The 26,226-nt window shown below is 43.4% G+C and carries 25 protein-coding genes; 12 read left to right on the forward strand and 13 right to left on the reverse strand.

Annotated elements, in window-relative coordinates:
• Positions 1-20: 20 nt before the first annotated feature.
• The gene (dnaB, locus tag TQ33_RS09150; protein ID WP_046561781.1) at positions 21-1,412 is read right to left on the reverse strand and encodes a replicative DNA helicase; all 1,392 of its coding nucleotides are present in this window, start codon (positions 1,410-1,412) and stop codon (positions 21-23) included.
• Positions 1,413-1,592: 180 nt separating this feature from the next.
• Here dnaB and TQ33_RS09155 point away from each other — a divergent pair, with 180 nt between their 5' ends.
• The 3 genes from TQ33_RS09155 (at position 1,593) to TQ33_RS09165 (ending at position 3,377) form a co-directional block, all read left to right on the forward strand.
• On the forward strand, positions 1,593-1,988 hold the full coding sequence (locus TQ33_RS09155; protein WP_046561782.1) for a thiol-disulfide oxidoreductase DCC family protein: 396 nt from the start codon (positions 1,593-1,595) through the stop codon (positions 1,986-1,988).
• Positions 1,989-1,991: 3 nt separating this feature from the next.
• Complete coding sequence (locus tag TQ33_RS09160) at positions 1,992-2,417, forward strand: hypothetical protein (RefSeq protein ID WP_046561783.1); 426 nt, start codon at positions 1,992-1,994, stop codon at positions 2,415-2,417.
• Positions 2,418-2,567: 150 nt separating this feature from the next.
• Positions 2,568-3,377 (forward strand): SEL1-like repeat protein, encoded by an 810-nt coding sequence (locus tag TQ33_RS09165; RefSeq protein ID WP_046561784.1) that lies wholly within the window; start codon positions 2,568-2,570, stop codon positions 3,375-3,377.
• A gap of 142 nt (positions 3,378-3,519) precedes the next feature.
• Here the strand turns inward: TQ33_RS09165 and rplI are convergent, their stop codons facing one another.
• From rplI to rpsF, 3 genes are read right to left on the reverse strand one after another with little or no spacing between them, the layout of a single operon-like run.
• Complete coding sequence (gene rplI, locus TQ33_RS09170; protein ID WP_046561785.1) at positions 3,520-3,984, reverse strand: 50S ribosomal protein L9; 465 nt, start codon at positions 3,982-3,984, stop codon at positions 3,520-3,522.
• Between the two features lie 23 nt (positions 3,985-4,007).
• A complete protein-coding gene (gene rpsR, locus TQ33_RS09175; RefSeq protein ID WP_046561786.1) occupies positions 4,008-4,235 on the reverse strand; it encodes a 30S ribosomal protein S18 in 228 nt (75 codons plus the stop codon).
• A gap of 14 nt (positions 4,236-4,249) precedes the next feature.
• Positions 4,250-4,645: a 30S ribosomal protein S6 gene (gene rpsF, locus TQ33_RS09180; RefSeq protein ID WP_046561787.1), complete on the reverse strand. Its 396-nt coding sequence runs from the start codon at positions 4,643-4,645 to the stop codon at positions 4,250-4,252.
• A 397-nt stretch (positions 4,646-5,042) separates the two neighbouring features.
• On the opposite strand from rpsF, the gene thrA reads away from it, so the two are divergent.
• From thrA to thrC, 3 genes are read left to right on the forward strand one after another with little or no spacing between them, the layout of a single operon-like run.
• The gene (gene thrA, locus TQ33_RS09185) at positions 5,043-7,487 is read left to right on the forward strand and encodes a bifunctional aspartate kinase/homoserine dehydrogenase I (protein WP_046561788.1); all 2,445 of its coding nucleotides are present in this window, start codon (positions 5,043-5,045) and stop codon (positions 7,485-7,487) included.
• Positions 7,484-8,455, forward strand: coding sequence for a homoserine kinase (gene thrB, locus TQ33_RS09190; protein ID WP_046561789.1), 972 nt, complete (start codon positions 7,484-7,486; stop codon positions 8,453-8,455). The genes thrA and thrB overlap by 4 nt, the downstream gene beginning before the upstream one ends.
• Positions 8,443-9,720, forward strand: coding sequence for a threonine synthase (gene thrC / locus TQ33_RS09195; RefSeq protein WP_046561790.1), 1,278 nt, complete (start codon positions 8,443-8,445; stop codon positions 9,718-9,720). Before thrB ends, thrC begins: the two co-directional genes overlap by 13 nt.
• A gap of 3 nt (positions 9,721-9,723) precedes the next feature.
• Here the strand turns inward: thrC and asnC are convergent, their stop codons facing one another.
• A complete protein-coding gene (gene asnC / locus TQ33_RS09200; protein ID WP_046561791.1) occupies positions 9,724-10,191 on the reverse strand; it encodes a transcriptional regulator AsnC in 468 nt (155 codons plus the stop codon).
• Positions 10,192-10,349: 158 nt separating this feature from the next.
• On the opposite strand from asnC, the gene asnA reads away from it, so the two are divergent.
• The 5 genes from asnA (at position 10,350) to TQ33_RS09225 (ending at position 15,068) form a co-directional block, all read left to right on the forward strand.
• Complete coding sequence (gene asnA / locus TQ33_RS09205; protein ID WP_046561792.1) at positions 10,350-11,342, forward strand: aspartate--ammonia ligase; 993 nt, start codon at positions 10,350-10,352, stop codon at positions 11,340-11,342.
• 126 nt (positions 11,343-11,468) lie between these two features.
• A complete protein-coding gene (locus TQ33_RS09210; RefSeq protein ID WP_046561793.1) occupies positions 11,469-12,686 on the forward strand; it encodes an Nramp family divalent metal transporter in 1,218 nt (405 codons plus the stop codon).
• Positions 12,687-12,695: 9 nt separating this feature from the next.
• Positions 12,696-13,454 (forward strand): 5-oxoprolinase subunit PxpA, encoded by a 759-nt coding sequence (gene pxpA / locus TQ33_RS09215; RefSeq protein WP_052735268.1) that lies wholly within the window; start codon positions 12,696-12,698, stop codon positions 13,452-13,454.
• Between the two features lie 2 nt (positions 13,455-13,456).
• A complete protein-coding gene (gene pxpB / locus TQ33_RS09220; protein WP_046561794.1) occupies positions 13,457-14,137 on the forward strand; it encodes a 5-oxoprolinase subunit PxpB in 681 nt (226 codons plus the stop codon).
• The gene (locus TQ33_RS09225) at positions 14,127-15,068 is read left to right on the forward strand and encodes a 5-oxoprolinase subunit C family protein (RefSeq protein WP_046561795.1); all 942 of its coding nucleotides are present in this window, start codon (positions 14,127-14,129) and stop codon (positions 15,066-15,068) included. The genes pxpB and TQ33_RS09225 overlap by 11 nt, the downstream gene beginning before the upstream one ends.
• A gap of 8 nt (positions 15,069-15,076) precedes the next feature.
• Here TQ33_RS09225 and rlmB read toward each other — a convergent pair whose 3' ends face one another.
• The 3 genes from rlmB to TQ33_RS09240 form a co-directional block, all read right to left on the reverse strand.
• The gene (gene rlmB, locus TQ33_RS09230; protein WP_046561796.1) at positions 15,077-15,817 is read right to left on the reverse strand and encodes a 23S rRNA (guanosine(2251)-2'-O)-methyltransferase RlmB; all 741 of its coding nucleotides are present in this window, start codon (positions 15,815-15,817) and stop codon (positions 15,077-15,079) included.
• 24 nt (positions 15,818-15,841) lie between these two features.
• The gene (gene rnr / locus TQ33_RS09235) at positions 15,842-18,214 is read right to left on the reverse strand and encodes a ribonuclease R (RefSeq protein ID WP_046561797.1); all 2,373 of its coding nucleotides are present in this window, start codon (positions 18,212-18,214) and stop codon (positions 15,842-15,844) included.
• A 131-nt stretch (positions 18,215-18,345) separates the two neighbouring features.
• Positions 18,346-18,639, reverse strand: a complete 294-nt coding sequence (locus TQ33_RS09240; RefSeq protein WP_046561798.1) for a hypothetical protein — start codon at positions 18,637-18,639, stop codon at positions 18,346-18,348.
• A gap of 154 nt (positions 18,640-18,793) precedes the next feature.
• On the opposite strand from TQ33_RS09240, the gene hldE reads away from it, so the two are divergent.
• A complete protein-coding gene (gene hldE, locus TQ33_RS09245) occupies positions 18,794-20,215 on the forward strand; it encodes a bifunctional D-glycero-beta-D-manno-heptose-7-phosphate kinase/D-glycero-beta-D-manno-heptose 1-phosphate adenylyltransferase HldE (RefSeq protein WP_071841112.1) in 1,422 nt (473 codons plus the stop codon).
• Between the two features lie 80 nt (positions 20,216-20,295).
• Here hldE and argH read toward each other — a convergent pair whose 3' ends face one another.
• The 5 genes from argH to TQ33_RS09270 are packed head-to-tail and all read right to left on the reverse strand — an operon-like array spanning position 20,296 to position 26,219.
• Positions 20,296-21,603, reverse strand: coding sequence for an argininosuccinate lyase (gene argH, locus TQ33_RS09250; protein ID WP_046561800.1), 1,308 nt, complete (start codon positions 21,601-21,603; stop codon positions 20,296-20,298).
• A 12-nt stretch (positions 21,604-21,615) separates the two neighbouring features.
• On the reverse strand, positions 21,616-22,542 hold the full coding sequence (argC, locus tag TQ33_RS09255; RefSeq protein WP_046561801.1) for an N-acetyl-gamma-glutamyl-phosphate reductase: 927 nt from the start codon (positions 22,540-22,542) through the stop codon (positions 21,616-21,618).
• Positions 22,539-23,909, reverse strand: a complete 1,371-nt coding sequence (locus tag TQ33_RS09260; RefSeq protein WP_228640123.1) for an acetylglutamate kinase — start codon at positions 23,907-23,909, stop codon at positions 22,539-22,541. Before TQ33_RS09260 ends, argC begins: the two co-directional genes overlap by 4 nt.
• Positions 23,902-25,011: an acetylornithine deacetylase gene (locus TQ33_RS09265; RefSeq protein WP_228640128.1), complete on the reverse strand. Its 1,110-nt coding sequence runs from the start codon at positions 25,009-25,011 to the stop codon at positions 23,902-23,904. Before TQ33_RS09265 ends, TQ33_RS09260 begins: the two co-directional genes overlap by 8 nt.
• Positions 25,011-26,219 (reverse strand): argininosuccinate synthase, encoded by a 1,209-nt coding sequence (locus TQ33_RS09270; RefSeq protein ID WP_046561802.1) that lies wholly within the window; start codon positions 26,217-26,219, stop codon positions 25,011-25,013. Before TQ33_RS09270 ends, TQ33_RS09265 begins: the two co-directional genes overlap by 1 nt.
• Positions 26,220-26,226 lie beyond the last annotated feature (7 nt).

A 26,226-nucleotide genomic window follows, 5' to 3' on the forward strand; every position in this document is an offset into this window, starting at 1 on the left:
AGTGTTGTTCTTGTGTTGGCTTAATAGCCTTCGCCCATGGCTTCATAATCATTATGCGCCAAATTGTCGAAGCGGGAATATTTGCCTTGGAAGCTGAGTTCGACCGAACCAATAGGACCGTTACGCTGTTTACCGATTTTGATTTCGGCAATACCTTTACGCTCGGTTTCAGGATGATAAACCTCGTCGCGGTAAATAAAGAGAATCAAATCCGCATCCTGCTCAATCGCACCTGATTCACGCAAATCCGACATCACTGGGCGACGATCACTACGCTGCTCCAAAGAACGGTTAAGCTGTGACAAAGCGATTACAGGAACTTCGAGTTCTTTAGCCAATGCTTTCAAAGAGCGTGAAATCTCACTAACCTCTAGAGTACGGTTATCGCTCATGCCCGGAACCTGCATCAGCTGCAAGTAATCCACCATAATTAACGCAATACCACCATGCTCACGGGCTACGCGTCGTGCACGAGAGCGCATCTCAGCAGGCGATAAACCCGCCGTATCATCAATCAATAATTTGGTGTGGTTCTTAAGTTGTAAAACGCCACTATTAAACTTATCCCAGTCTTCTTTCGACTGAATCTGTCCACCACGAATTTTATTTTGTTCAAGACGTCCCAACGACGAAATCGAACGCATGATGATAGATTCGCTCGGCATCTCAAGACTGAACACCAATACAGGTAAATCGCTGGCTAACGCTGCGTTTTCAACGATATTCATCGCAAAAGTGGTTTTACCCATCGACGGACGCGCCGCGATAATCACTAGGTCAGCTTTCTGTAAGCCTGAGGTCATATTGTCCAAATCCGTAAAGCCTGTCGACAAACCAGTGACACCACCTTTCGTCTTTTGGATTTGCTCAATACGCTCAATGGTCGACTTTAGAATGTCTTCGACTTTGCTTGGACCTTCGCCACTGGTCTCTCGTGACTCAGCAATAGCAAAAACCTTACGCTCAGCTAAATCTAATAGTTCAGCTAAGCCGCGCCCCTGAGGATTAAAACTCGCATCAGCGATTTCGTTCGAGGCCGAAATCAATTGACGCATAATTGCTTTTTCACGAACGATCTCAGCGTAAGCCCGAATGTTAGCAACCGTTGGCGTGTTCTGGGCAAGTTCACCTAAATAAGCCAGCCCAATATCCGCCTCACCGAGTTGCTCAAGGTGCTCGGAAAGAGTAATCACATCCATCGGCTTGGCCATATTAGCCAATTCAGCCATCGCCTTGAAAATCTCACGGTGATTTTTAACGTAAAAGTCCGTCGACAGAAGAATTTCTTCCACCTTTTCCCACTGATCATTGTCGATCATAACTCCACCAAGCACTGATTGCTCAGCCTCGATCGAATGCGGAGGAACTTTTAAGTCTTTGATTCTATTGTCAGATTGTTGTGCTGATAGCATGGTTTGCTTCTATTATCAAAATGGGCGGTCAATCAATACGAGTCAGGCAATAAGCCCACTCAAAACTATTCTATATACTAACAGTTTTTAGGCAATACAATAAGTCTGTGGATAAGTTCTGGATAAGTTGAATAGCTACATTAACTTATTCTCTCAGCTATTTTTAGTTATGATACATCCATGAAATCTATCATTCTCTTCGATGGCGAATGCGTTTTATGCTCTAAATGGGTGCCTTTTGTCATCAAACGCGATCCCAAGGCTCAATTTAAGTTTTGTTCAGTGCAATCCCCAAAAGGACAAGAACTGCTAAAATCCTTAGGTCTCCCTACAAAAGATTACCAGACTATGGTTTTACTGAAAGACGGAGCGCCCTACTACCGCTCGGAAGCCTTCTTTGAAGTAATTAAAAGCCTTAAAATGCCCTGGCCATGGCTCCGTGTATTTCGATTTTTTCCTTTAACGTTTAGAGATTGGGTTTATAACCGTATTGCCCTGAATCGCTATAAACTGTTTGGGACACACAATTACTGTATGATACCCACAAAAGATATTTCGAATAGGTTTATACATTAATCAATGGCAGGTGTAGAGAAATGGCTAAAGCTTATAGCCATAATCCATATCATCGGTGGCGTTTTGCTACCCTTAGTAGTATTTAGCCCAATCGCCACACCCTACTTCGAACACCTTCAAAAAGCGTTCCCACACGGCGACTTAACTTCCATGAAGTTTCTAATCGGAGTGTTTGGCCCCACCGTTGCTAGCTGGGGACTCTTATTCTATTACGCAATAGGCAAAGCGTTTTTGAGTAAAACAGAAAAGGATTGGTGGTTTCTCTTTTCAACAGTAATGATATGGCTAGTTTTTGATACAGCTTTTTCGCTGTTCTTTAATGTTACAGCCCACCTTTATATTAATAGCCTAGTAGCACTCCTTACTTTATTCCCGTTATTAGCACTAAAGCCTCACTTTAACAGGAAAGAAAACACCGATGCGTCCTGAGCCGATTTCAAAAGTTGAAATAAACAGTTAGGGAGAACTGTATGTTCATTTAGAAATTGGCGGTAAAAGCATGTACCAACATATTTACCGGGAAGGTCGCGAAGTTTACTGGGATCAAGAACAAAAAACTTTTAACACAATAGGTCCACAATGAAACACTTTTTATTAGCCATATTATGCTCCGCCCTATTTATCACAGAAGCTAAAGAATTCAACTCTTGGGTAGATATAGATCAGCAAAACACCCCATATATCAAACAATTTTATAATGGCGAACTAAAAAAAATTTATGACGAAGTTAAGAAGCTTGCTGAAGAAAACGATCCAGTAGCCCAATATACTTTAGCTCATATGTATGACTTTGCTGCAAAACATCTCGATTGTGGAGGTTATAGGAATTGTTATATAAATTTCTACACCCCCAAGGATGGATTCGAGTTATCTAATTCTCAAGCATTGAAATGGTATAGAGAAGCTATAAATAACGGCCATCCATATGCTACTTATATGTTGTATAGGCATAAACGTCTTGATGGCGAGCCTCCGTCAGAGAAGAGAGAGAACCTAGTGATAAAGTCACTACTCCCTCTAGTTGAGTCTGGTGATGGAGTAGCTACTTTCATGTACTATAGAACTTTAAATAAAACATTCAGCGTTACACCTCAGACTAATAGCTTTTCACATAAGAAAACTGTTGAAGACTTGCACACTATTATTAAAGCACTGAAGCCAGAAGCTGAGGAAGGTAGAATACTTTCAATGCACTACCTTGGAAGAGCTTATTTTGCGTTATGGGACTACCCGAAAGCCTTTGCATGGTTTACTGTAGCAAATAAACTAGGCCATGCTCCCTCTGAGGTCTACCAAAAATCAGTATTTCAATTTATTGAAAAAGAAGGGTTGTCAGAACAGGCGATTATAGAGCTGGATAAAGTATTAAGTACTTTCCAACAATTATAGTTTAATCAATTTTTCTCTCTAACAGCTACCTTATGTTATATATTTAACGTCACAATAGTTAATAGCTAAAATAAATTTTTTAACGCTAGAAACAAAAAAGGCACCCGAAGGTGCCTTTTTAACTCTTTAGCTTAATTAAGAATTAAGCTTGAGCTTCGTCGAATTCGCCAACAACGATAACTTTGATGTTAGCTTCAACTTCTGGGTGTAAATGTACTTCGAAAGTATATTCGCCCGTTTGACGGATAGCGCCTTCTGGCATACGAATTTCTTTCTTTTCTAACTCAACACCTTGCTCAGTAACTGCTTCAGCGATATCAGCTGTACCAACAGAACCGAAAAGTTTACCTTCGTCGCCAGCGTTTGCAGCAACAGTAACTTCGATACCAGCTAGTTTGTCAGCACGAGCTTGAGCAGCAGCTAATACTTCTGCAGCTTTCGCTTCTAGCTCAGCACGACGCTCTTCGAAGTGCTTGATGTTCTCTTTTGTCGCAGGAACTGCTTTACCAGTAGGGATAAGGAAGTTACGACCATAGCCAGCAGCTACAGTTACAGTATCACCTAAATCACCAAGGTTGCGACGTTTTTCAAGTAAAATGACGTTCATCGTTATACCCTCTTAAATGCCGCTTATTCGTGGCTATCAGTGTATGGCAAAAGAGCCAAGAAGCGCGCACGCTTGACAGCGCTAGCTAATTGACGCTGGTATTTTGCGCTAGTACCGGTGATACGGCTAGGAACAATTTTACCAGTTTCAGTGATGTAGTTTTTAAGCATAGCTGTATCTTTATAATCGATCTCAGTTACGCCTTCAGCCGAGAAACGGCAGAACTTACGACGACGGTTAAAACGTGCCATGATATGTCTCCTTATTACTCAGCCGCAGCTTCAGTTGATTCTTCTTTCTTAGCTTCTTCTTTAGCTGGCTTTTCGTCACGAGCAGGTTTCTCGTCTTTCTTAGCCATTGGAGAAGCTTCTGTGATTGCTTCTTTACGACGCATAACCATGTTACGTAACACGGCATCGTTGTAACGGAAAGCATCTTCTAATTCTTCGATAACTTCGCCATTCGCTTCAACATTCATAAGAACGTAGTGCGCTTTGTGAAGTTTATTGATTGGGTATGCTAGCTGACGACGGCCCCAGTCTTCTAGACGGTGAACAGTACCTGCTGCATCAGTGATCATCTTGCTGTAACGCTCAACCATGCCTGGAACTTGGTCAGACTGGTCTGGGTGCACCAAGAATACGATTTCGTAGTGTCTCATTTAAAGTCTCCTTTCGGTTTCCAGCCACCTATAACTCACAGCTTTAAAACTAAGCAATTATAGGCAACAAGGAGTAAACCTGATTGTATAAAGCTTGGCCACAATGACCAAGGGCGCGTATTTTAAGGATTTAGCGTCTAAAGATCAACCAATTTCACTGCTCATACCATTGAAATTGGCGTTGACACTTAAAATATTTAAGGTTAATCTCAGTTTAATGATTATTTTCAACACAACAACTACCACCACAACGATTTTCCCTCGGGAGGTCGACGGCTAGTTATTGTGTAACGAAATAGAGAACACTTAAGCCCGAGGCCTCAAAACCTCGGGCTTTTTTTGTTTTAAATTTATTAACCATGAATTATTCAATCACATCAATAAACAGGAAAACGCTATGAAAGTTTTAAAATTCGGTGGTTCCTCGTTGGCTGACAGCGCTGGATTTCTCAATGTCGCCAACATCATTACTGCTCGCACAAGTCGCAGCATTATCACTGTATCAGCGACAGCGACCACCACCGATACCTTACACTTGTTTATTGAAACCGAAGATAGGTTTGCAGCGAAGCAGCTACTGTCTAAACTTTTTGAGCGGCATCACACCCTCGTGAAAGAGCTTGAGCTACCACAACCAGAGTTCCTCTATCAGCAATTTGAACGGTTGCAGCATCAGCTGAACAAGCATTGGGATACCCATCATAATGATGAGCAGAAAGCCCCTCATCGAATCAGCGAGGTATTTTCAGCCGGTGAATACTTAAGCTCATGGATATTAGATGCATTAATAAAGCATCAAGGCTACTCCAGCTATTGGTTGGATAGTCGACAAGCGATCAAGGCTAACGGTCCTGCTCTCGAATCAAAAGCAGATCTGATTGCCAGTCAAAAAGCCTGGAAGTCGCTGTCACTACCGTCGAACGTGCACTTTCTTATTGCTCCAGGGTTTGTCGCTTCAGATAAGAATGGTCTAGCATGCCTATTAGGTCGCAATGGCTCAGATTACTCAGCAGCCATCTTCGCTCACCTTTGTGACGCTGACTCACTCGAAATATGGACGGATGTTTCTGGTATTTATAATGCTGATCCGAAAATAATAAACGACGCACAACTCATCGGCAGCATCTCCTATAAAGAAGCTATGGAGTTAGCGCACCATGGCGCTGGAGTCATTCACCCCAAAACTATCGGCCCGGTTCGACAAAAAGGCATTCCTCTCATCGTTAAAAATAGTTTTGCTCCCCAAGAGCCGGGCACTGTCATCGCACCTAGCTGCTCGAATGACGCTAAGGTAAAAGCAGTTTCTAGCCAGAACCGAGTCAGTTTACTCAGTATTAGTGGCAGCTACCTATGCGATACCTATGGTGCCGCCGAGCGTATTTTTGGTTGCTTAGCTCGCCACCATATATCCATCATTTTAATCAGCCAATCCTCGTCTGAATACAGTGTCTGCATTGCCATTCGACAATCCGACGCCATAGTAGCAAGACAAGCTTTAAAAGAAGAGTTTGCTCATGAATTATCTCAGCATCAAATCGATCCCATCGATATTAGAGCAGGTCGCTCGATTGTAACGGTGGTTGGCCAAGGTCTGATTCACGAAAAAGGAGTATCATCAAAATTTCTCAGCGCCATATCGTCAGGCGGCGCGAACATTGAAGCCATCGCCCAAGGATCTTCTGAGTTATCCATTTCTGCGGTTATCGAAGATGGGCAGTTGATAGCCGCTTACCGCAGAGTCTATGCTGAGTTCTTTGATCGTAAACGGCAAGTCGACTTGTTTATTCTGGGTTGCGGTAATGTCGGTGCAGAGCTGATTCGACAAATTCAAACGCAACAACCTTACCTAAACCAGAAAGGTATTAGCGCCAATATCCGTTTAATTGCTAACTCTAAATACTACTGCGATGAAATCAGTATGGAGAATGAAGACTGGCGACCACTTCTGGAGCAAAGCCAAGACATATTAAGTCAAGATAAACTCAAAGCCTTATTACGGTCGGGGCATTATGTCAATCCAACCATTGTCGATTGTACTTGCTCCGATGAAGTTAGTGCCAACTATGCGAATTACCTCGATATGGGCTTCAACCTTGTGACTGCCAACAAGAAAGCCAACTCCAGCGACCTAAAAAGTTACCGAAATATTCGTCAATCGGCTTCACGTCGCTTTAGACATTTCTTTTACGAAACCAACGTTGGAGCAGGTTTACCCATATTAAAAACCCTTGACTCCCTACTATGTTCAGGTGACAAGGTGCACAATATTTCCGGCGTCCTATCCGGCTCTTTGTCGTACATATTAGGCTTGGTTGAAGGTGGTATGCCGATGTCGCAAGCAGTTGCTCAAGCTAAAGAGCAAGGTTTTACTGAACCCGACCCACGAGATGATTTAAGTGGAATGGATGTGGCGCGAAAAATTTTAATTCTAGCCCGTGAGCTCGGAGCAGAGTTGGAATTAAGCGACATACAGTTAGAGTCACTCTTACCAGATAGTTTTGACGCCAGCGGTTCACCCGATGATTTCATTCTAGCGCTATCGGAGATTGATGCCCACTTTGCTCAATTATTCGAGCAAGCAAAATCTGAACAAGCCACCTTAAAGTACGTGGCTAGCTTTGAACATGGTCAACTCAGCGTGGGGTTACAACAAGTATCATCGGAGCACCCGCTATACTCCATCAAGGGAGGTGAAAATGCGATTGCGGTTTACAGTGACTATTATTCACCAATACCGTTCGTCATCAAAGGCTATGGTGCTGGCGCATCGGTTACAGCTTCGGGAATATTTTCAGACATACTTCAAACGTTACCGCATCGCGAACAGGAGCTAGCATCATGAGCATTAAAGTTTTCGCCCCAGCCTCGATTGGCAACTTTTCAGTGGGTTATGATTTGCTAGGCGCAGCAGTCAAGCCTGTGGACGGGACTCTACTAGGCGACACAGTTACCGTTACCCGCAATAGTCGTTACCAATTAAGGTCTACAGGTCGCTTCGCTGAACAATTACCATCAAGCCCTGACGATAACATTATTCATCATTGTCATGAGCTTTTTCACCAAAAGTTAAGTGTCAAGGAAGAAAGCAAACAGGCGTTACAGTTAACCCTTGAGAAGAATCTTCCTGTAGGAAGTGGGCTAGGTTCCAGTAGTAGCTCAATCGTGGCAGCGTTAGTCGCCTTGAATCATTGGTATAAAGAACCCTTCTCAGATCGTGAGTTACTGCTCATGATGGGGGAGATGGAAGCCCAAATCAGTGGCAGTCTGCATTACGATAATATCGCGCCCTGTTTCCTGGGCGGTTTACAGCTGATGTCTGACGACAGCAAAATCAGTAAATCTCTGCCATGGTTTGAAGATTGGTATATTGTCATCGCTAACCCCGGCACCAACATCTTAACTAAAGCGGCTCGCGATGTGATTCCTAAGTCAATCGAATTATCTAAGGCCACCGCTTATGCGAAAAATTTAGCCAACTTTATCCAGAGCCTGTATCAGCGAGATAAAGCAAGCGCTTTACATCATTTAAAGGATGTCATCGCCGAGCCTTATCGCCATGAGTTATTGCCAAACTTTAATCAGGTTAAGCAACAGCTACTACAAGAAGGCGCTAGCGCCATGGGTATTTCCGGCTCAGGGCCAACCGTTTTTGCCCTGTGTGAAACCTTATCAGCCGCCAACCAAGCGCATCAATACTTACAACAGCACTACAACGATAATGAGCGAGCTTTTAGCCACGTTTGCCAGCTCAGTGCTCAAGGTGCACAACAAATTGATCATCATGCGGAGAATGCAGCATGTCTTTCGTAAATATTTCACAGCAGAAACAAGTGGTTTCTTTTAAGCAGGCAGTACTATCTCCTATCGGAGAAAATCGCGGAATCTATTTTCCGAAGCATATAAAAAAACTTGATAAAGATATTTTATCCAGCAAAGACTTTAACGCTATCGCCATTGAAACCCTATATAACCTGACATCTGGCGAGCTTTCAAAAGAGCGATTAACTGGCATGGTAAAGCGTGCATTTAATTTTCCATTAACGGTGAAGTCATTAACCCCCAAGCAACACGTGCTTGAGTTGTTTCACGGCCCAACACTCGCCTTTAAAGACTTTGGTGCGCGTTTTCTGGCGGAATGCATGACTCACTTCAACCATGAAAAAGCCACCATTGTCACTGCAACCTCTGGTGATACTGGCGCAGCGGTAGCTCACGCTTTTCATGGCAAGCCTAATATCGATGTTGTCATTCTGTACCCCAAAGGCAAAATTTCGAAAGAACAAGAGCAGCTGTTTTGTACGCTTGGAGATAATATCCACACTCTCAAAGTCGATGGTGATTTTGATGATTGCCAAAGCCTAGTTAAACAAGCATTTAACGATGAAGAAGTCGCTCAAACACTCAACTTAAACTCTGCCAACTCGATTAATGTGGCGCGACTGGTAGCGCAGGTTTGTTATTACACAGCGCTTCCTGCGCTGATGAACGTTTCCAACGACTCTCCCATCGACAGATTAATCGTGCCTAGCGGGAATTTTGGCAATCTAACCGCTGCAATGATTGCCAAAGCAATGGGGGCTCCCATTAACCATTTAATCGCAGCGACCAATAAAAATGATACTGTTCCTCGTTTTTTTATCAGCAAACAGTGGCGCCCCAAAAAAACACAAAGGACACTATCCAATGCTATGGACGTTTCTCAACCCAATAACTTCGCACGCATTCTTTATTATTACCAAGAGAATTTGGAGCAGCTGTTTGAAGACATCAGCGCGACAAGTATTAATGAAATACAGACTCGGCGCACCATTAGACAGTACGCACAACAACACTATCCGGTTGATCCGCATACCGCTGTTGGGCTTGAAGTTACCAGTACTCTTTTCAGGGATAAAAAAAGCAACGACCTGGTAGTTGCCACGGCACACCCAGCCAAGTTTGCAGACGTACTAGAAGATGTATTACAGGAGCCTGTGAAACGACCACAATCAATTCTGGATGCGATGAACAAAACGAGCCTATCAATCCCGTTAGCCAATGAGTTTGATGATTTAAAAGACTATCTACTTCGTTAATCTTCAGACTAGCAAACCGTCAATATCCCTGTAGATTGGATTTTGCAGGGATATTAACGTTTCCGTTGAGCGCACTTCCTCGATGGATTGTAATTTATCAATCAGGATGTGTTGAAAGCGCTCGATATCTGGCGCCACTACTTTGAGCAAAATACTGTACTGTCCTGTTGTGTAATAAGCCTCTATCACTTCTGGAATTTTGATCAACTGCTCTTTAACTGGATGATAATCTTTGGCGGATTTTAAATACACACCGACAAAACAACAGACGTCGTACCCCAAAGCTTTAGCTTCAATCTTAACTTTCGTCCCTTTAATTACACCAGCTTGGCGCATTTTCTCGATTCTAACGTGAATCGTTCCAGCACTAACACCAAGGCTTTCAGCGATTTTGGCGTACGGAGTACGAGCTTCTTCGAGCAGTTGCGCCAGTATTTTTTTATCCAGATTATCAATCTCATAATTTTTCATGAGAAAACGCCTCAAAAATCATACAAATTATAATTTTATTATTATTTATTAGATTAAATATATCAATATCGACTTTTCACTATATAACTATTGATAAAAACCCTTCCCAGGTATAAATATACTAATCATTAAAGCATAAATTAACGTAAGGACCACCCATGAAAAAGCTCCCTAAAGAAGCCTTTATCCAAGATCAACGGCTTATACAACGTACCAAGTCATTCTTTATGGAACGACTCAGCCAAGAACTATCGCTACTCGAAGTCCAAGCGCCTATTTTGACTTATCAAGGCGACGGCATACAGGACGATCTTAATGGTGTGGAAAAGCCTGTTTCAGTTCAAAGCCAAACTTTGGATAAACCTTTAGAAATCGTTCAGTCCCTCGCAAAATGGAAACGGCAACTGTTGGCAAGAAGTGACTTTGATATTGAAAGTGGTATTGTGACGCAGATGCGCGCCATTCGCCCTGATGAAGAGCGTCTCAGCGAGCGCCACTCCTTATACGTTGACCAATGGGACTGGGAAAAGGTCATCTGCGATAGCAGTCGTAGCCTTGACTACCTGCAAGAAACGGTACAAAGAATCTATAAGACGATGCAGGAAACGGATCATGTTGTCGCAAATGCCACCCTCCGTGAACCTTTGCTACCGCAAGAAATCACTTTTATCCAAACAGAAGATTTGCTTAAACAGTACCCCGACCTTAACCCTAGCCAACGCGAATACGAAGCCTGCAAAAAACATGGCGTCATTTTCTTAATCGGTATTGGTGGCGAGTTGAGTGATGGTTCTATTCACGATGGTCGTGCGCCAGATTACGACGACTGGAGCACACCGACAGATGATGGTTACTACGGACTCAACGGCGATATTTTAGTGTGGAACCCCGTGTTAGAGGATGCTTTCGAGCTGTCATCAATGGGGATCAGAGTCTCACCACAAGTCATGCAACAACAATTGCAGATTCGAGGGTGTGAACACCGTCTAAACTACTTGTGGCACCAACAACTCATGGCCGGCCACTTGCCACAAACTATTGGCGGTGGCATCGGTCAATCACGCCTCATTATGTTCCTGCTACAAAAAGAACACATTGGCCAAGTCCAGTTTAGCGTTTGGCCTGATGAGCTTGAAATAACCGTACTATAACCGCTTTCCCCGTGGTCTTTATTTTCCCCTATCGATAAAGGCCACACCCTTATTTCGGATAATGAATTGCCATAACCGCACTTTATCGCTAGGCTTTTGGAAAACCACCACAACACAACAACCACTATGGCAAAGTCAAAATTCTCCATCGGTCCAGCAGCACTGGTAGCGGCTGCATTTATTGGCCCTGGTACCGTCACCGTTGCCACCAAAGCAGGTGCTAACTTTGGGTTTAGTTTGCTTTGGGCGCTCCTTTTTTCAATTCTTGCAACCATGATACTGCAAGAGATGACCGCAAGGCTCGGCGTTATCGGCCAAAAAGGCCTTGGTCAGTCGATTCGCGAACTGATCAAAAATCCTGCATTAAAAGCTATCTCTATTATTCTAGTGGTCAGCGCGATTATTATCGGCAATGCCGCTTACGAAGGCGGTAATATTGCTGGAGCAACGCTGGGGGTCCAGGCCGTTTGGGACTATCCAGACTTTGCAGGTCTAGACTTGGCGGCCTTGATAATTGGTGTTATCGCTTTCTTTGTTCTATTAACAGGCAGTTATAAGCTCATTGAAAAAGTTTTAATCGCTGTCGTTCTATTAATGAGTGTCGCTTTCTTGGTCACTTTTGTTTTAACTAAACCTGATTTTGGCGAGCTATTTTCAGGGCTATTAGTTCCAAGCTTACCCGACTCAGCGACCTTGACCGTTATTGCCTTGATTGGCACCACCGTGGTTCCATACAACTTATTTCTGCACTCATCAAGCGCTAAGAAAAAGTGGAAAACTGCAGAAGGTTTAAAGCAGGCCCGACAGGATATCTATATTTCAATTCCGCTCGGTGGCTTAATATCCATTGCGATTGTTTCGACCGCTGCCAGCGCTTTTTTCGGCACTCAATTAGAAGTTAATAGTGCCGCAGATATGGCTAAGAGCATCGAGCCAGCTTTCGGTGACTTAGCTCAATACATGATTGCACTTGGCTTATTCTCAGCAGGGATATCCTCTGCAATCACAGCACCATTAGCTTCAGCTTACGCGCTAACCGGTTTATTAAATATTCCCGAGAATCTGAGAAGCAATAAGTTCCGCGCCATTTGGATGGTGATATTAGTAGTTGGCGTTACCGTTGCCTCGCTGGGTTTGAAACCAGTTTCCGTAATCTGGTTCGCTCAAATAGCTAACGGTTTATTACTGCCGATTATTGCGAGCTTCTTATTATGGGCAATGAACCAAGGATTCTTAGGCCAGTACAAAAATACTCTATGGCAAAACTTGTTAGGTTTCTTGGTAGTCATTGTCGCTTTTGTGCTTGGCGCAAAAAGTCTACTATCCGCGTTTAAGTTGTTATAATTTATAACGATGACTAAAACGATTGATATTAATTGCGACCTTGGTGAAAGTATCCAGCCTAATGACTGGGCTCGTGATGCTGAGCTTATGCCGTATATATCTTCCTGCAATATTGCTTGTGGTGGTCATGCCGGTAACGAAAACAGCATCAGAGTCTCTATTCAGAATGCAAAGTCACACCGACTTGCCGTTGGAGCACATCCGTCTTACCCTGATAAAGAAAACTTTGGACGACAGTCCATGACGCTCAGTGAAAAAGCACTGCGAAGCACCTTAAAAGAACAAATCAACAAGGTTCAAAACGGCTGTCGCCAACAAAGCATCGAGTTACACCACATCAAACCTCATGGCGCTTTATATAATGACGCAGCGACAGATCTCGCGCTAGCCAAAGTTATTGCCGAAGAAATTGCTTCAGTCTCAAGCTCTATAAAATATATGGGTCTGGCGGAATCAGCCATGCTGGATGCCGCAAAAGCTGTTGGTGTAGACTTTATTCATGAGGGTTTTATGGACAGGAATTACCAGAAAAATAAAACTCTGGTTCCAAGAACGGAACCTCATGCACTTCACGCCAATCTTGAAGACAGTCTAGAGCAAGCTCTCAGCTTTGCACAGAATAGAGCTATCACACTGCCTGATGGAGAGAAACTCAGTATCACCGTCGACTCTATTTGCCTGCATGGTGATAATCCTAATGCGTTACAGATCGCACAAAAGCTTCAACAGTTATTTCAACATCACAATATCGACATTTCACTAGGATAGTAATGCCCAACTTCTCGATTCATATTAACAGCGACAATTCAGTTATCGTCGAATTTAGTGACGACATCAGCACTGAACTAACGCGCTACATTTTGTCCGCCAAACATATCATTGAGCACAGTGGCATCAGGGGTTTTATTGAAGCTGTACCCGCTTATAACTCTCTACTCGTTATCCTAGAGCCGTCAAAATTCAATGCGGATCATGTCACTGAGAAACTTCAAACTCTATTAGAAGGTGTTGAACCAATATCTCGTGAGCATTCACAAAAACATGTGATACCGGTTTGTTATGACACTTCCTTAGCGCCAGATTTAGAGTATGTTGCTAAGCATTGCCAGTTAACGACTGACCAAGTCATACAAGCTCACACAAATGCTGAATACCCGGTTTATATGCTCGGTTTCTTACCCGGATTTTTGTACCTAGGCGGGCTCGATAAAAAGATTCATTGCCCGCGTAGAGATGACCCAAGGTCAAGAATAGAAGCGGGTTCTGTCGGTATCGGAGGTGACCAAACAGGCATATATCCCATAAACAGTCCCGGTGGCTGGCACATTATAGGTAAGACCCCCATCGCGTTACTCGATATCTCAAAATCTGTCCCAGCCATTGCCAAACCTTTAGATACTATCCAATTTAAAGCAATCAGCCTTGAGGAATTTAAGCAATATGAACATTAGGATACTGAAGGCAGGCTTACAGACCACGATTCAAGATCTAGGTCGTCAGAAATATCGTGAATTTGGTATATCAGCAAGCGGTGCGTTGGACCAATATAGCCATCAAATTGCAAATTGGTTAGTTGGCAACGACAACAATAAGCCTACGCTTGAAGTCACACACATAGGGCCGACACTTCAGTTTGAACAAGACGTTTCAATTGGTATTGCCGGTGCTGAGTTTGAGCTGTTCGTGAATGATCGCCAAGCGAGCATGAACACGACGCTCCATATGCAACAAGGGGATGTTTTAAAGTTTGGAAAACTAAAGTCCGGGGCAAGAGCTTATGTCGCTTTTTCTGGCGAACTCAAGTTACCACTGATTATAAACAGCGCCTCAACCAATATTCTGGCTAATTTCGGAGGGTTCAAAGGACGGGCCTTAAACGATGGCGACCTAATCGACCTTAATGCAACCGCATTTAAAGAAACCCGTGTGACACCTAATGAGCTGCTGAAGGAACACCATCACAACCTACAACAAAACCATATCATCGTAAGAGTTACTCAAGGCAGGGAATTTGAGCAATTATCACAAGCTAGTAGAAAGAGTTTTTTAGAAGAAAGCTTTACGGTTAGCAGCGATAGTAACCGAATGGCTCTTAAGTTGGAGGAGCAGTCGTTAGACCTGAAAGACGAACTATCGATGACAACCACGGCCATCATACCTGGTACCATACAATTACCGGAAAACGGCTCCCCCATTATCACTTTAGCTGACGGGCAAACCACAGGCGGCTACCCAAGAATTGCCCAAGTAATCAGTGCTGACTTAAGCTTGCTTGCTCAAGTCAAAGCACATGATACAATTTCTTTTTTCAGGGTCGATATTGAAAAAGCTTTAGAGGCTTTGCAGACAAAAGAGCAATTTATAGCATCACTGCTTAGCTAATGATGCGCTTATAATTGTCTCTGTCTTACCGCTTCAAATAAGGTGACACCGGTTGCGACCGAAACGTTCAAACTGGATACTTCACCAGCCATCGGAATTTTAATCAGGAAGTCGCAATTCTCTTGGGTCAGTCGACGCATGCCATCACCCTCCGCTCCCATGACAATAGCCAAGCCACCTTTTAAGTTAGCTTGATACATATCTTGTTCGGCATCACCAGTGGTGCCAGCAATCCAAACATCTCTTTCTTGAAGCTGCTTCATAGTGCGAACAAGGTTTGTCACAGGAATAAAGGGCACTGACTCAGCAGCCCCACACGCCACTTTTCGGACTACATCGGTAATACTAGCAGCGTTATCTTTCGGCGCTATCACCATATGCACTCCAGCCGCATCTGCGCTACGCAAACAAGCGCCAAGATTATGCGGATCAGTGACACCGTCTAAAATCAAAATAAAAGGTGCTTCATCCAGAGCATCTAACATTTCTGGGATATGTTTTTCATGATACTGCTTTTCTTTAAGTTGACTACATTGCGCAATAACACCTTGGTGTCGTTGTTGCGTCATCTCGTCAAGTTCCTCACGATCTTTTTGCACCACGGGAATATCATTTTCTTGCGCTAACTTCACCAGCTTATGAGCACGCTGATCATGACGATTTCTTTGCACGTACAAACACTGCACGTTACTACTGTTTCGTTTTAATAGAACTTCAACGGCATGAACGCCATACACTAATTCAGACATATAAACCTTTTAATCATTTGTTAACTAACGGCGATTTTTCTTGCCACCTTTACCACGTTTTTTCTTTGAGTTCTTAGCGCCTTTTTTATAGCCGCCCTTGTCGCCATCTTTAGCTTTACCCTTACCATCTTTCTTGGGTAAAGATCCGGAGCGCTTAGCTTTGCCATATAACTTTCTTCGTTCAGAACCTTTAACTTCTTCACGTTTTACTTTTTCGCGTTCAAGAAGCTCAAAATCAATATTTCGTTGCTCAAGGTCAACCTTGCCCACCTTAATTTTAACTCGGTCACCGACTCTAAAGCTTTGACCTTTTCGCTCTCCAATTAAACGCATTTTAGCCGCGTCAAAGTGGTAATAGTCATCACCCAACTCGCTGATGTGAATCAGCCCTTCTACGAAAAGCTCATCCAGAGCAACAAATATTCCGAAACTGGTGACGGTCGCTACTGTTCCCCAGTACTCATCACCAACACGCGTCAGCATATACTCGCACTTCAACCAGTCCACTACATCTCGAGTGGCTAGATCTGCGCGACGTTCAGTCATTGAGCAGTGCTCTGTATAGTTGACTAACTCTTGGTCTGTATATTTCTGCCCACTTTCTGCACCAGCTACTTTATGTGTTTGAAGAAGGGCTTTAATAATACGGTGCACTAATAAGTCAGGATAACGCCTGATTGGTGACGTAAAGTGTGTGTATGAATCAAAAGCAAGTCCGAAGTGACCTTCATTTTGCGGGCTGTATACCGCTTGCATCATCGAGCGCAGCATCATGGTTTGTATTAACTCATAATCTGGACGCTCTTTAATGGAATCATGAAGCTCACGATAGTTCTTAGGCTCTGGCTTATCACCACCGAACAGGAAAATGCCTAACTCCCCAAGGAATGCTCTAAACTTTTCTAAACGCTCGTCGGATGGACCTTCATGCACTCGGTAAACACCGGGAAAATCACTTTTCTCAATAAATTCTGCAGCCGCCACGTTGGCGCAAATCATGCATTCTTCAATGATTTTATGCGCATCATTTCGGGTTCGACCGACAATATCTTTTATTTTCCGATTTTCGTCAAAAATAATCTGAGTTTCAGTGGTCTCAAACTCAATCGCTCCACGCCCTGACTTTAGCGCTAATCGAGCCTTAAATAACTCATACAGCTCTTCTAACTCAGGAACTCTATCAGAATATTCCGAGCGAAGATCTTCATCACCGCTTAATATGCTCCACACTTTTTCATAAGTGAAACGCGCATGCGAATGCATTACAGCAGGGTAAAACTGCGAGTCAGTTACTTTACCCTCAGCATCGATATCCATCTCTGAAACCATACACAAACGATCAACGTCTGGGTTTAATGAACATAAGCCGTTGGACAATAACTCCGGCAACATCGGTACAACAAACTCTGGGAAATAAACAGAGTTTCCACGCTCAATAGCTTCTTTATCCAATGCACTGCCTGGACGCACATAATGACTAACATCGGCAATCGCTACCCAAAGCTTCCAACCACCTGACTTTTGCTTTTCACAGTAAACGGCATCATCAAAATCTCTAGCGTCAGCGCCATCAATGGTCACCAAAGGAAGCTTACGTAAGTCCACACGTCCTTCCCAGTCACTGTCACTCACTTCGACCGGTAACTCAGTCACTTCAGAGTTAACGTCTGACGGCCACTCATGAGGGATTTGGTGATTCCGAATCGCAATTTCGATTTCCATCCCCGCGGACAAATGGTCCCCTAGGACTTCAGTGATAATTCCGCGAGCATGTTTGTTTTTCTTGGGACGCTGGACAATCTCAGCGACGACGACCTGTCCAACTTTAGCACCTAAGGTGTCATCTTCTGAAATAATGAGATCGTGCAAAATTCGAGGGTCTTCTGACGATACGAAAACAAGGCCACTCTCTTCGAAAAGGCGCCCAACAACATGGTGTGTTGAGCCATCTAAAATCTCAACAATGGCGCCTTCGGTGCGACCTTTCCGGTCAATTTTCTTCACTCGAGCAAGCACTTTATCGCCATGAAAAACGCTATGCATTTCTCTTGGCGACAGATACCAATCATCACCGCCTTGCTCTAAGGCTAAATACCCATATCCATCACGGTGAGCGAGAACTTTGCCTCGAACCAAATCGGTGGAGTCGACAAGACAATACTTTCCTTTACGGTTACAGATTAACTGTCCGTCACGCTCCATAGCATTTAACCGCTTGTGTAAGGCGCGCTTCGATTCTGACTCTTCAATATTGGACTTTTTGGCAATAGTTTCGAAAGATACAGGCTCTCCCGCCTCTTCCAAAACTTGTAAGATAAATTGGCGACTGACAATCGGGTTGTCATATCGTTTTGCTTCTAGCTCTGCTTGTGGATCTTGATGGGTCTTTTTTGACATATATTCATCCTAATTTTTGGTTATTGTATCTATTATCCCTCCCACTAACCAAGTCTAATTCCATTTTAACTGCCGAATTAAGAAAAAAGCGACCATTTGGCCGCTTTTTCATCATGTTACAACTATAAGCGCTACTCACCCTTCTTTGACTCTTTAATGTAATAGCGGGCTTTTTCTGCATTTTCAACACAGGCATCGTAACTTTCAAAGGTCTGGTTAGTTTTAGCCGCCGTTAATAAACTGGCCGCTTTGGTGTAATTCACCGTTCCTGCAAAACCTTCACTTTTCGCGAAACTCAACTCTTCATATGCTGTATCAATGGTTTGACGGCATTGTTCTGCACTGTAGCCTTTTCTAGCGCCGGCACAAGCCGCTAGTAATAATGCCATCACGCTGATAGTTATTAACACCATAAAATTCTTCATTGTGAACCTCCGATCTGTATCTATTGCTTAATAGTCTACCTTAAACTATTTGATATTTAACAAAATATCTCTCAACTCTTATATGAACTCTTACATCGAATAGATTAACGCGATATGATTAATATACCCTTAACATTGGCTTTTGAGACACGTTTTGAACCTAAGTCTTCCAAAATTTAACAATTCAAGCGTATTAGTTATTGGCGATATCATGCTGGATCGCTACTGGTATGGCGATACTGGACGAATCTCTCCAGAAGCCCCAGTTCCAGTCGTTAACGTCAACAATACTGAAGATCGCGCTGGTGGCGCAGGAAATGTTGCGCTTAATATCGCTGTGTTAGGCTGTGACGTTACCTTGTGTGGTATTACCGGTGATGATGAAGCGGCTCAAAGTCTAGAAGAGATACTTCACCATCAACAGGTAACTTGTGATTTTGAAAAACGTGCTAACCAACAGACGATTACTAAGTTAAGATTAATGAGCCGCAGCCAGCAATTACTGCGGGCTGATTTTGAAAAAGACTTTTCGCTGACCAACGGATTAGATATCGAACGTTTAACTCAGTTAATCCAGCAGCATGACGTGATCGTACTTTCCGATTACGGCAAAGGCACTCTTGCTGATCCTCAGCCAATTATTCAAGCTGCGCTGATTGCTAACAAGCCAGTTATCGTGGATCCCAAAGGCTCTGACTTTACCAAATATCGCCAAGCAACATTAATTACTCCTAACCAGTCAGAATTTGAAGCTATCGCTGGCAAGCCTGAATCAGAAGAAGCTTTTTTGCAGCTGGGCAAGAAAACTCGACAAGAACTTAATATTGATAGTTTGCTTGTTACTCGCAGTGAAAAAGGTATGGCGCTATTTAGTGCCAATCAAGAACCTTACTTACAGCCAACCCAAGCTCGTGAAGTTTTCGACGTAACAGGCGCAGGGGATACTGTTGTCGCCACCTTAGCCGGCTCTATGGCAGCGGGCACATCAATGAAAGAAGCCGTACAGATCGCGAACTTAGCCGCGGGGGTCGTCGTTGGAAAACTGGGGACTGCTACGGTAACGACTCAAGAGTTAAGCTACGCCATGTTGCAGCAACAACCACTTCAGCAAGGCATTACCAGCGAACTGGAGTTAGAGGAGCTTATCAAGCAAGCAAAGGCTTCGGGGGAAAAGATTGTCATGACCAATGGCTGCTTTGACATCTTGCACTCAGGGCACGTCACCTACCTCAAACAAGCGGCCAAACTCGGTGACAGGCTCATTGTTGCCGTTAACAGTGACGATTCGGTAAAACGACTAAAAGGTGACAGTCGCCCCATCAACCCAAGCCCACAGCGTATGGCCGTTTTAGCAGAGCTATCCAGTGTCGACTGGGTGGTCGAGTTTACCGAGGATACGCCACAAAGACTGATCGAAGCTTTAAATCCAGACATTTTGGTCAAAGGTGGCGATTACAAAGTCGAGCAAATTGCAGGCTCGGAAAGTGTTTTGGCCAACGGTGGCGAGGTTATTATTTTGGATTTTGTTGATGGTGTATCAACCACAAAAATTATTGAAGCCGCAAAAAGCAAATAACCCTTTATAATCAATACAAAAAAGTCATGGTGAGATTATCACCATGACTTTTTTTGTGGCGTGTTTAACCAACCAGAGTGTTAAACTAGGCTTTCCAGACGCTCTGAAATTTCATGCAACATCAAATTCCCACAAGCTCCCGGCGACACTCTATTTTTTATCGAGTCTTTGGCTTGACGGCTTTCCAGTTCTTGATAATTATTTTTGATATGACGATAAGCATCTCTGAACGGCATATCGTCCTCAATAACCAACTCAACCGCTTTATCGGTGGCAAACATACTCGCATCAACTGCTTGCTCACATTTATCGACATTAATGGTCAACGACTTTAGTAAGTCTGGCACTAACTCCAAACATTGAATAGACGCAGACACACCTTTCAGCAAAGCCCCTTTGGTATTTTGTAAATCACGCTGGTAGCCACTAGGCAGAGATAACAGTGATTCGAGTTCATTATAAGCCCCAACCAGTGTCGAATAAGCCGCACGCATAAGCTCTACAGCATCAGGGTTATGCTTATTAGGCATGATCGAAGATCCTGTACTAAAGTCATCGCCTACCTGAATAAATCCATACTCAGACGTTGAAAAGAGACTTAAATCCCAAGCCATGCGACGAATATCTAGCAATGCATTTTTAAAACTTCCAAGCACCTGAAGCTCTACTTTCCCTCGACTATTTTGTACGTACATCGGGTTAATCTGCTTTCGATTAAAGCCGAGCGCTTGGGTGGTATACTCCCGATCAAGCTCAAGGTTAACGCCATAACCGGCTGCCGTTCCTAAAGGATTACTATTCACTAAATGGTAAGTATCATTGGCCGCCGATGCGTTGTCACAAAATGCTTCAGCAAATGCAGCAAACCACATTCCCCAACTTGAGGGCACCGCTCTTTGCAGGTGCGTATAACCAGGAAGCACATCAAACTCATGTTGCTTCGCTAAGGTTAAACAGGTGTCAGCAACAACCAGACACTGATGCTTTAATTGGCTAAGTGCATCTCGGCAATAGAGCCTTGTTGCTACCGAAACTTGATCGTTACGACTTCTTCCGGTATGAATTTTCTTTCCGGTTTCGCCAAGCTTTTCGGTCAAAAACCACTCTATTGCCGAGTGACAATCTTCAAAGCGCTTATCCAGTTCAAGTTCACCGCTTATAAACTGCTCTGATAGCTCCTGTAAAACGTTGGTAATTTGTTTAAGCTCCGAAGATTGAATAACGTTTATCCTGGCCAATCCCTCTGCATGGGCTTGGCTGGCTTGGACGTCATAAATAAATAATTGCCGATCGAGAATGATATCTTCCCCAGACATGAAGTTTGTTATTTTGTCGAGTAACTCAGACTGTTTAGCGCTGCCGCTTTTACTCCAAAGTGGTTGCGTCATAAAATGTACCTCTTAGGTCAAACCTTCAAGCTGCGGAAGCCCAAAAGCAATATTGATATTTTGGATGGCCTGAGATGCCGCCCCCTTGAGTAAATTGTCAAGCGAGCAGTTAACGGCTAAGTGAGTTCCATCATCCGATACAGCCCAGCCTCCCACGATGGCCTCATAAGTCTTTGTAACTTGGGTTATTTGAGGCGGTTCACTCTGCACCTGCACCAACTCAGCATTGCGATAAAAATCTCGATAGAGTTTTTCGATATCACCTTTACTAATAGGCTCTATAAGTGGAATGTGTGAGGTTAAACTTATCCCCCTAAAAAACTCAGCAACATGAGGTGAAAACTTTATGTCCGTATTAAGGTGGTTGGACACTTCTTTTTCATGTAAGTGATTGGCTAAGCTGTAGGGCATCACATTTTCAGCTAACAACTCAGTATTGTTCTTATCCGAAGGACTGGTTCCTGCTCCGCTATAGCCAGAGACACCAAAGCAACTCACTCGACCTTGCACCAAATGTTTTACTGGCGCGATGCTCAGTTGCATCGCCGTGGCATAGCATCCAGGGTTACTGATTCGAGTCATGATTTTCGGCTGATAGACCTCGGGCAAACTATAAGACCAGTCTCTGTCGAAGCGATAATCGGCACTTAAGTCAATAACCGTAGTACTCGCACCCTTTTGATCTAACGCCGTTACAAAGCTAGAAGCCAAACCATTGGGTAGCGCTAGAATAACGAGGTTTGGTGAAAGTTCTACTACATCGTCTGGTGTTAGATTGCCATAGCTGAGTTCACTCTTGGCGTACTGTTGCACAGGTTTCCCTTCCAGTTCTCTTGAGCTAGCGGCAATAAGTTCTATTGAAGAATGTTGGGAAATAATACTTATCAGTTCGGAGCCAACATACCCTCTTGCTCCCACTAAGACCGTTTTGATTGTCATGATGTTGATACCTCTTGTTTAACGGTTCTACCTTTTGAAGCCGCATACTCAACACACTGCTGTATCTCGTTAAAGTCCGTAATGCCTACCCAGTAGACCTTCCAGTCTCCACGCCTTATGTAGCCATCAGAAACACTGGCATAGAATTTATTCACAGGGTTATTAAGACTCGCCCTCCAAAAAAAATTCTTATGTTTCCAAGTGACTTTTTCCCACAAAGCTCGCCCAACGCCCTCTCCTTTTGCATCATGGCTCACGACAAATTTATCCAGATATGGAGTATTTCCTGCATTCAATAACACTACAGCTGCTCGATAGCACTCAGTAACATATACTTTGTATAAACTCATATCGTTAAAGTAATTCGCATCAAGCTTCTTGTTGAAAGATGACTCAATCAAATCTTTTAGACGGTTTTGATCAATATCACTCCATGACTTTGACGATAACGCCTTCTCTCCCATGTTAACTAAAGTCCCTGATCCCTTGTCCGTAAATAATTCTTTAGCCAGAAGTTCAGGCTTGGTAATAGAAACTGAAGTTGCCGTTGGCATGGCTTCTAAAATATCTTTTATTTTTTCTAGTTTTAATTTCATCCCAGAGTGAACCCATGGCTGTTCAATCAGGTATTTATAGTTATTTACAATACTAATATTAGGAATTACCTTACCGTCCTGATCCAATACACCGCCGGTTTCAGTCAAGAAAATAATTTTGTACGGCTGAATAGCCTTTGCAAGACTAAATGTCGCGGCATCAGCATTAACGTTAACAATTTGCCCCTGTGAGGTTTCACCCAAAGGACTTACCACTGGAACCCTTCCTTTACGTACTGCTTTCAACAATTGCTCAGCTTCTACAGAGGTAATCGTTCCAACCAAGCCTAGGGTATCCAGATGGTTTAAATCACATTCGAATACCCCTGAATAAAACGAAGTAGCGTCCACCCCAGCCTCTTTTAAGTGTGACGTAAGGTTGTGGTTTTCATCTATAAATACCTCCCGCGCTGCCTTGAGAACTTCCGGGCTGGTGACTCTTTGTCCATTAATAAAGTCGACATCAATGTTTTTGTTGGTTAACTTCTCAGTTAACTGGGGGCCGGCCCCATGAACGATGATTGGCGTTAGCCCCACCTGTTTCAAAAAACTTAATGAGTTCACTAAATTGGACATTTCCTCCTTTAAAATTTTTCCTCCTACTTTTATCACTGCGAACTTAATGCCTTGCTCCGACGAAAAGCGTTTTAAGTACTTTCTGACCTGTGACTCGCTATCCATGACTGTTAATAATTTATAAACGGTCTCCTTTACTGAGCTACTGCTCAACGAATCACTCTCCATAAAGCTTAATTTGGCCGAGTTATCCATGGTTAAACATCCTCCAATACTGCTGAAGCACTTTTTCTAAATCACTAATTAATACCCATTCATTAGCAGTATGAGCTTGCTCAATTGCCCCTGGGCCAAAAACAATAGCTGGATATCCTGCCTCTGAGAACAGTGCCGCTTCGGTCCAAAAATTTACTGGAGAGCCGATGGGAAACTCTAAGGATTCTGCCAAAAGCTTGTTTTTGTTGTGCTCACCCTTTGCCGGTAAGGACGGTGCTTTGAAACCGATTTTGACAGCATCACTTTTACTCCCTGAGCTTTCGATTAGGTCATCAAGTGTTGCCTTTACGTTTTTTCCCGGTAATGGTCTGAGACCAAACTTTAGCTCGGTCTTCGGAGCAATAATATTGGGCTTTATGCCTCCTTCGATTTTCCCAATGTTAAAACAAACACCCTTCAAACCTTCATAGCTTGTCTCAAGTTGTTGCTCGGCCCAGTTCACTGCTTTCACCATCCACTGTGCTGCTTGGTGGTTACTGTTATCATCTAAAGCTCTTGGCTCTGAACTGTGCCCACTTTCCGCTTCAAAGGTCATGTTTGCCGTAATGATTCCACGATGAGCCAGCACCGCTTTCGCTTGTGTAGGCTCTGCGACGATAACGCCTTTATAAGGATGACTTTCCTTCAGGAAGGACTGAACACACACACTATTCCCATGCTCCTCGTCCGACGAAAATAATACAGCATAATCGTCAATGCCTGACTCAATGCACGCTAACATACAAGCAGCAGCACCTTTTATGTCGCAAGCACCTAAACCAAATAGCTTGCTATCTTTCTCAACCAAATCAAAAGGGTCAGTATCCCACCCTTCTGTTACAGGAACCGTATCGATATGATAGTTAAACAAGTATTCTGGTTGTCCTTTAGTAACCAAAATATTAATTGAACCATTGCCATAGTCGATGATTTCAATATCCGCGCCAGGCACATTATTTTCCAAGTAATGAACAATACCTGACTCCATAATTTTTCTTGGCGGATTGGTCGTGTCAAAGCTAACCAGAGCCCTCAAGTGCTTTTTAACCAGCTCCATTGTGGGAGCTTTTTTTGTCTTGAGAAAAATATTCAATAATGACATCAGGAACCACCGTTAACTTGCTGCACGCTCGACCAAGTGGCAGTGCTTTGACCAAATAATTTAATAAAGCCAGTTGCTTCTTCGATACCCCAGTTAGCCTTCTGGGCATATTCAACATCTTTGTTAATGATCATATGTGGGCTATTAACTGCCACCGCTTCAATGTGTCCAGCTGATATTTTCAACTCCACCGTGCCAGTGACGTTTTGTTGCGAGGACTGTAAAAACTGCTGAATATTGGTAGTTAGCGGATCGAAGTAAAACCCTTGGTAGACTAAATCGATCCATTTTTTAGCGAGGTTTGGTTTGAAATGGTTTTGCTGCTGTGTCAACACGACTTCTTCCAGCGCCTTATGAGCTGCGAGTAACCCAAATAGAGCAGGTGCTTCGAATACAATCCGACCCTTCAAGCCAATAATCGTATCCCCTGTATAAATCCCCCGACCAACACCATAGTTTCCCAATGTTTGGTTTAACTGTTGCATGGCTTCTACGCCACTTACTTCATTACCATTGAGCTTTGTCAAAGCTCCCGCTACAAAATCAAGCGTGATGTAACTGGTATCATGACTAATATCTTCTGGGTTTTTCGTTAAAATGTATGTATTGCTTTCTGGTGCTTGCCACTTATCGATCGCACCACCTGAAATGGTCACGCCCAATAAGTTTTCATTAACACTATAACTTTTGTGTACCGCGGAAACTTGATGTCCTTTTTGACTTAAGTAATCGATCTCATACTGCCTAACGTCTGTGACATTTTTTTGAATATCACGAATCGGTGATAAAACTGTTAAGTTACTTAATGCCTTAATCGATAGGTCGAAACGGACCTGATCATTGCCCATACCTGTGCAGCCGTGCGCGACGAAACCAGTTCCTAATCTTTTACACAGTTGAACGGCTTCTTTAGCAATTAAATAACGATCAGCACACAACACTGGATATTGATCTTGATACAAAGCACTACCCCATATGAGCGGTTTCACAATGGTATCCCACAGCTCTTGCTGCCCGTCGACAGTCCAATGCTTTTCAGCCCCCAAATTAATAGCGGTTTGCTCAATCTCCTCAATGGTTTTTGTGCTAACACCACCAGTGTTGACAAATAACGTATGAACTTCGAAGCCTTGATCAATTAAATACGGCACACAAAAGCTGGTATCCAAGCCGCCTGAAAATGCTAAAACTACTTTTTCTTTACTCACAGTATTC

Source organism: Kangiella geojedonensis (assembly GCF_000981765.1).
Lineage (GTDB): Bacteria > Pseudomonadota > Gammaproteobacteria > Enterobacterales > Kangiellaceae > Kangiella > Kangiella geojedonensis.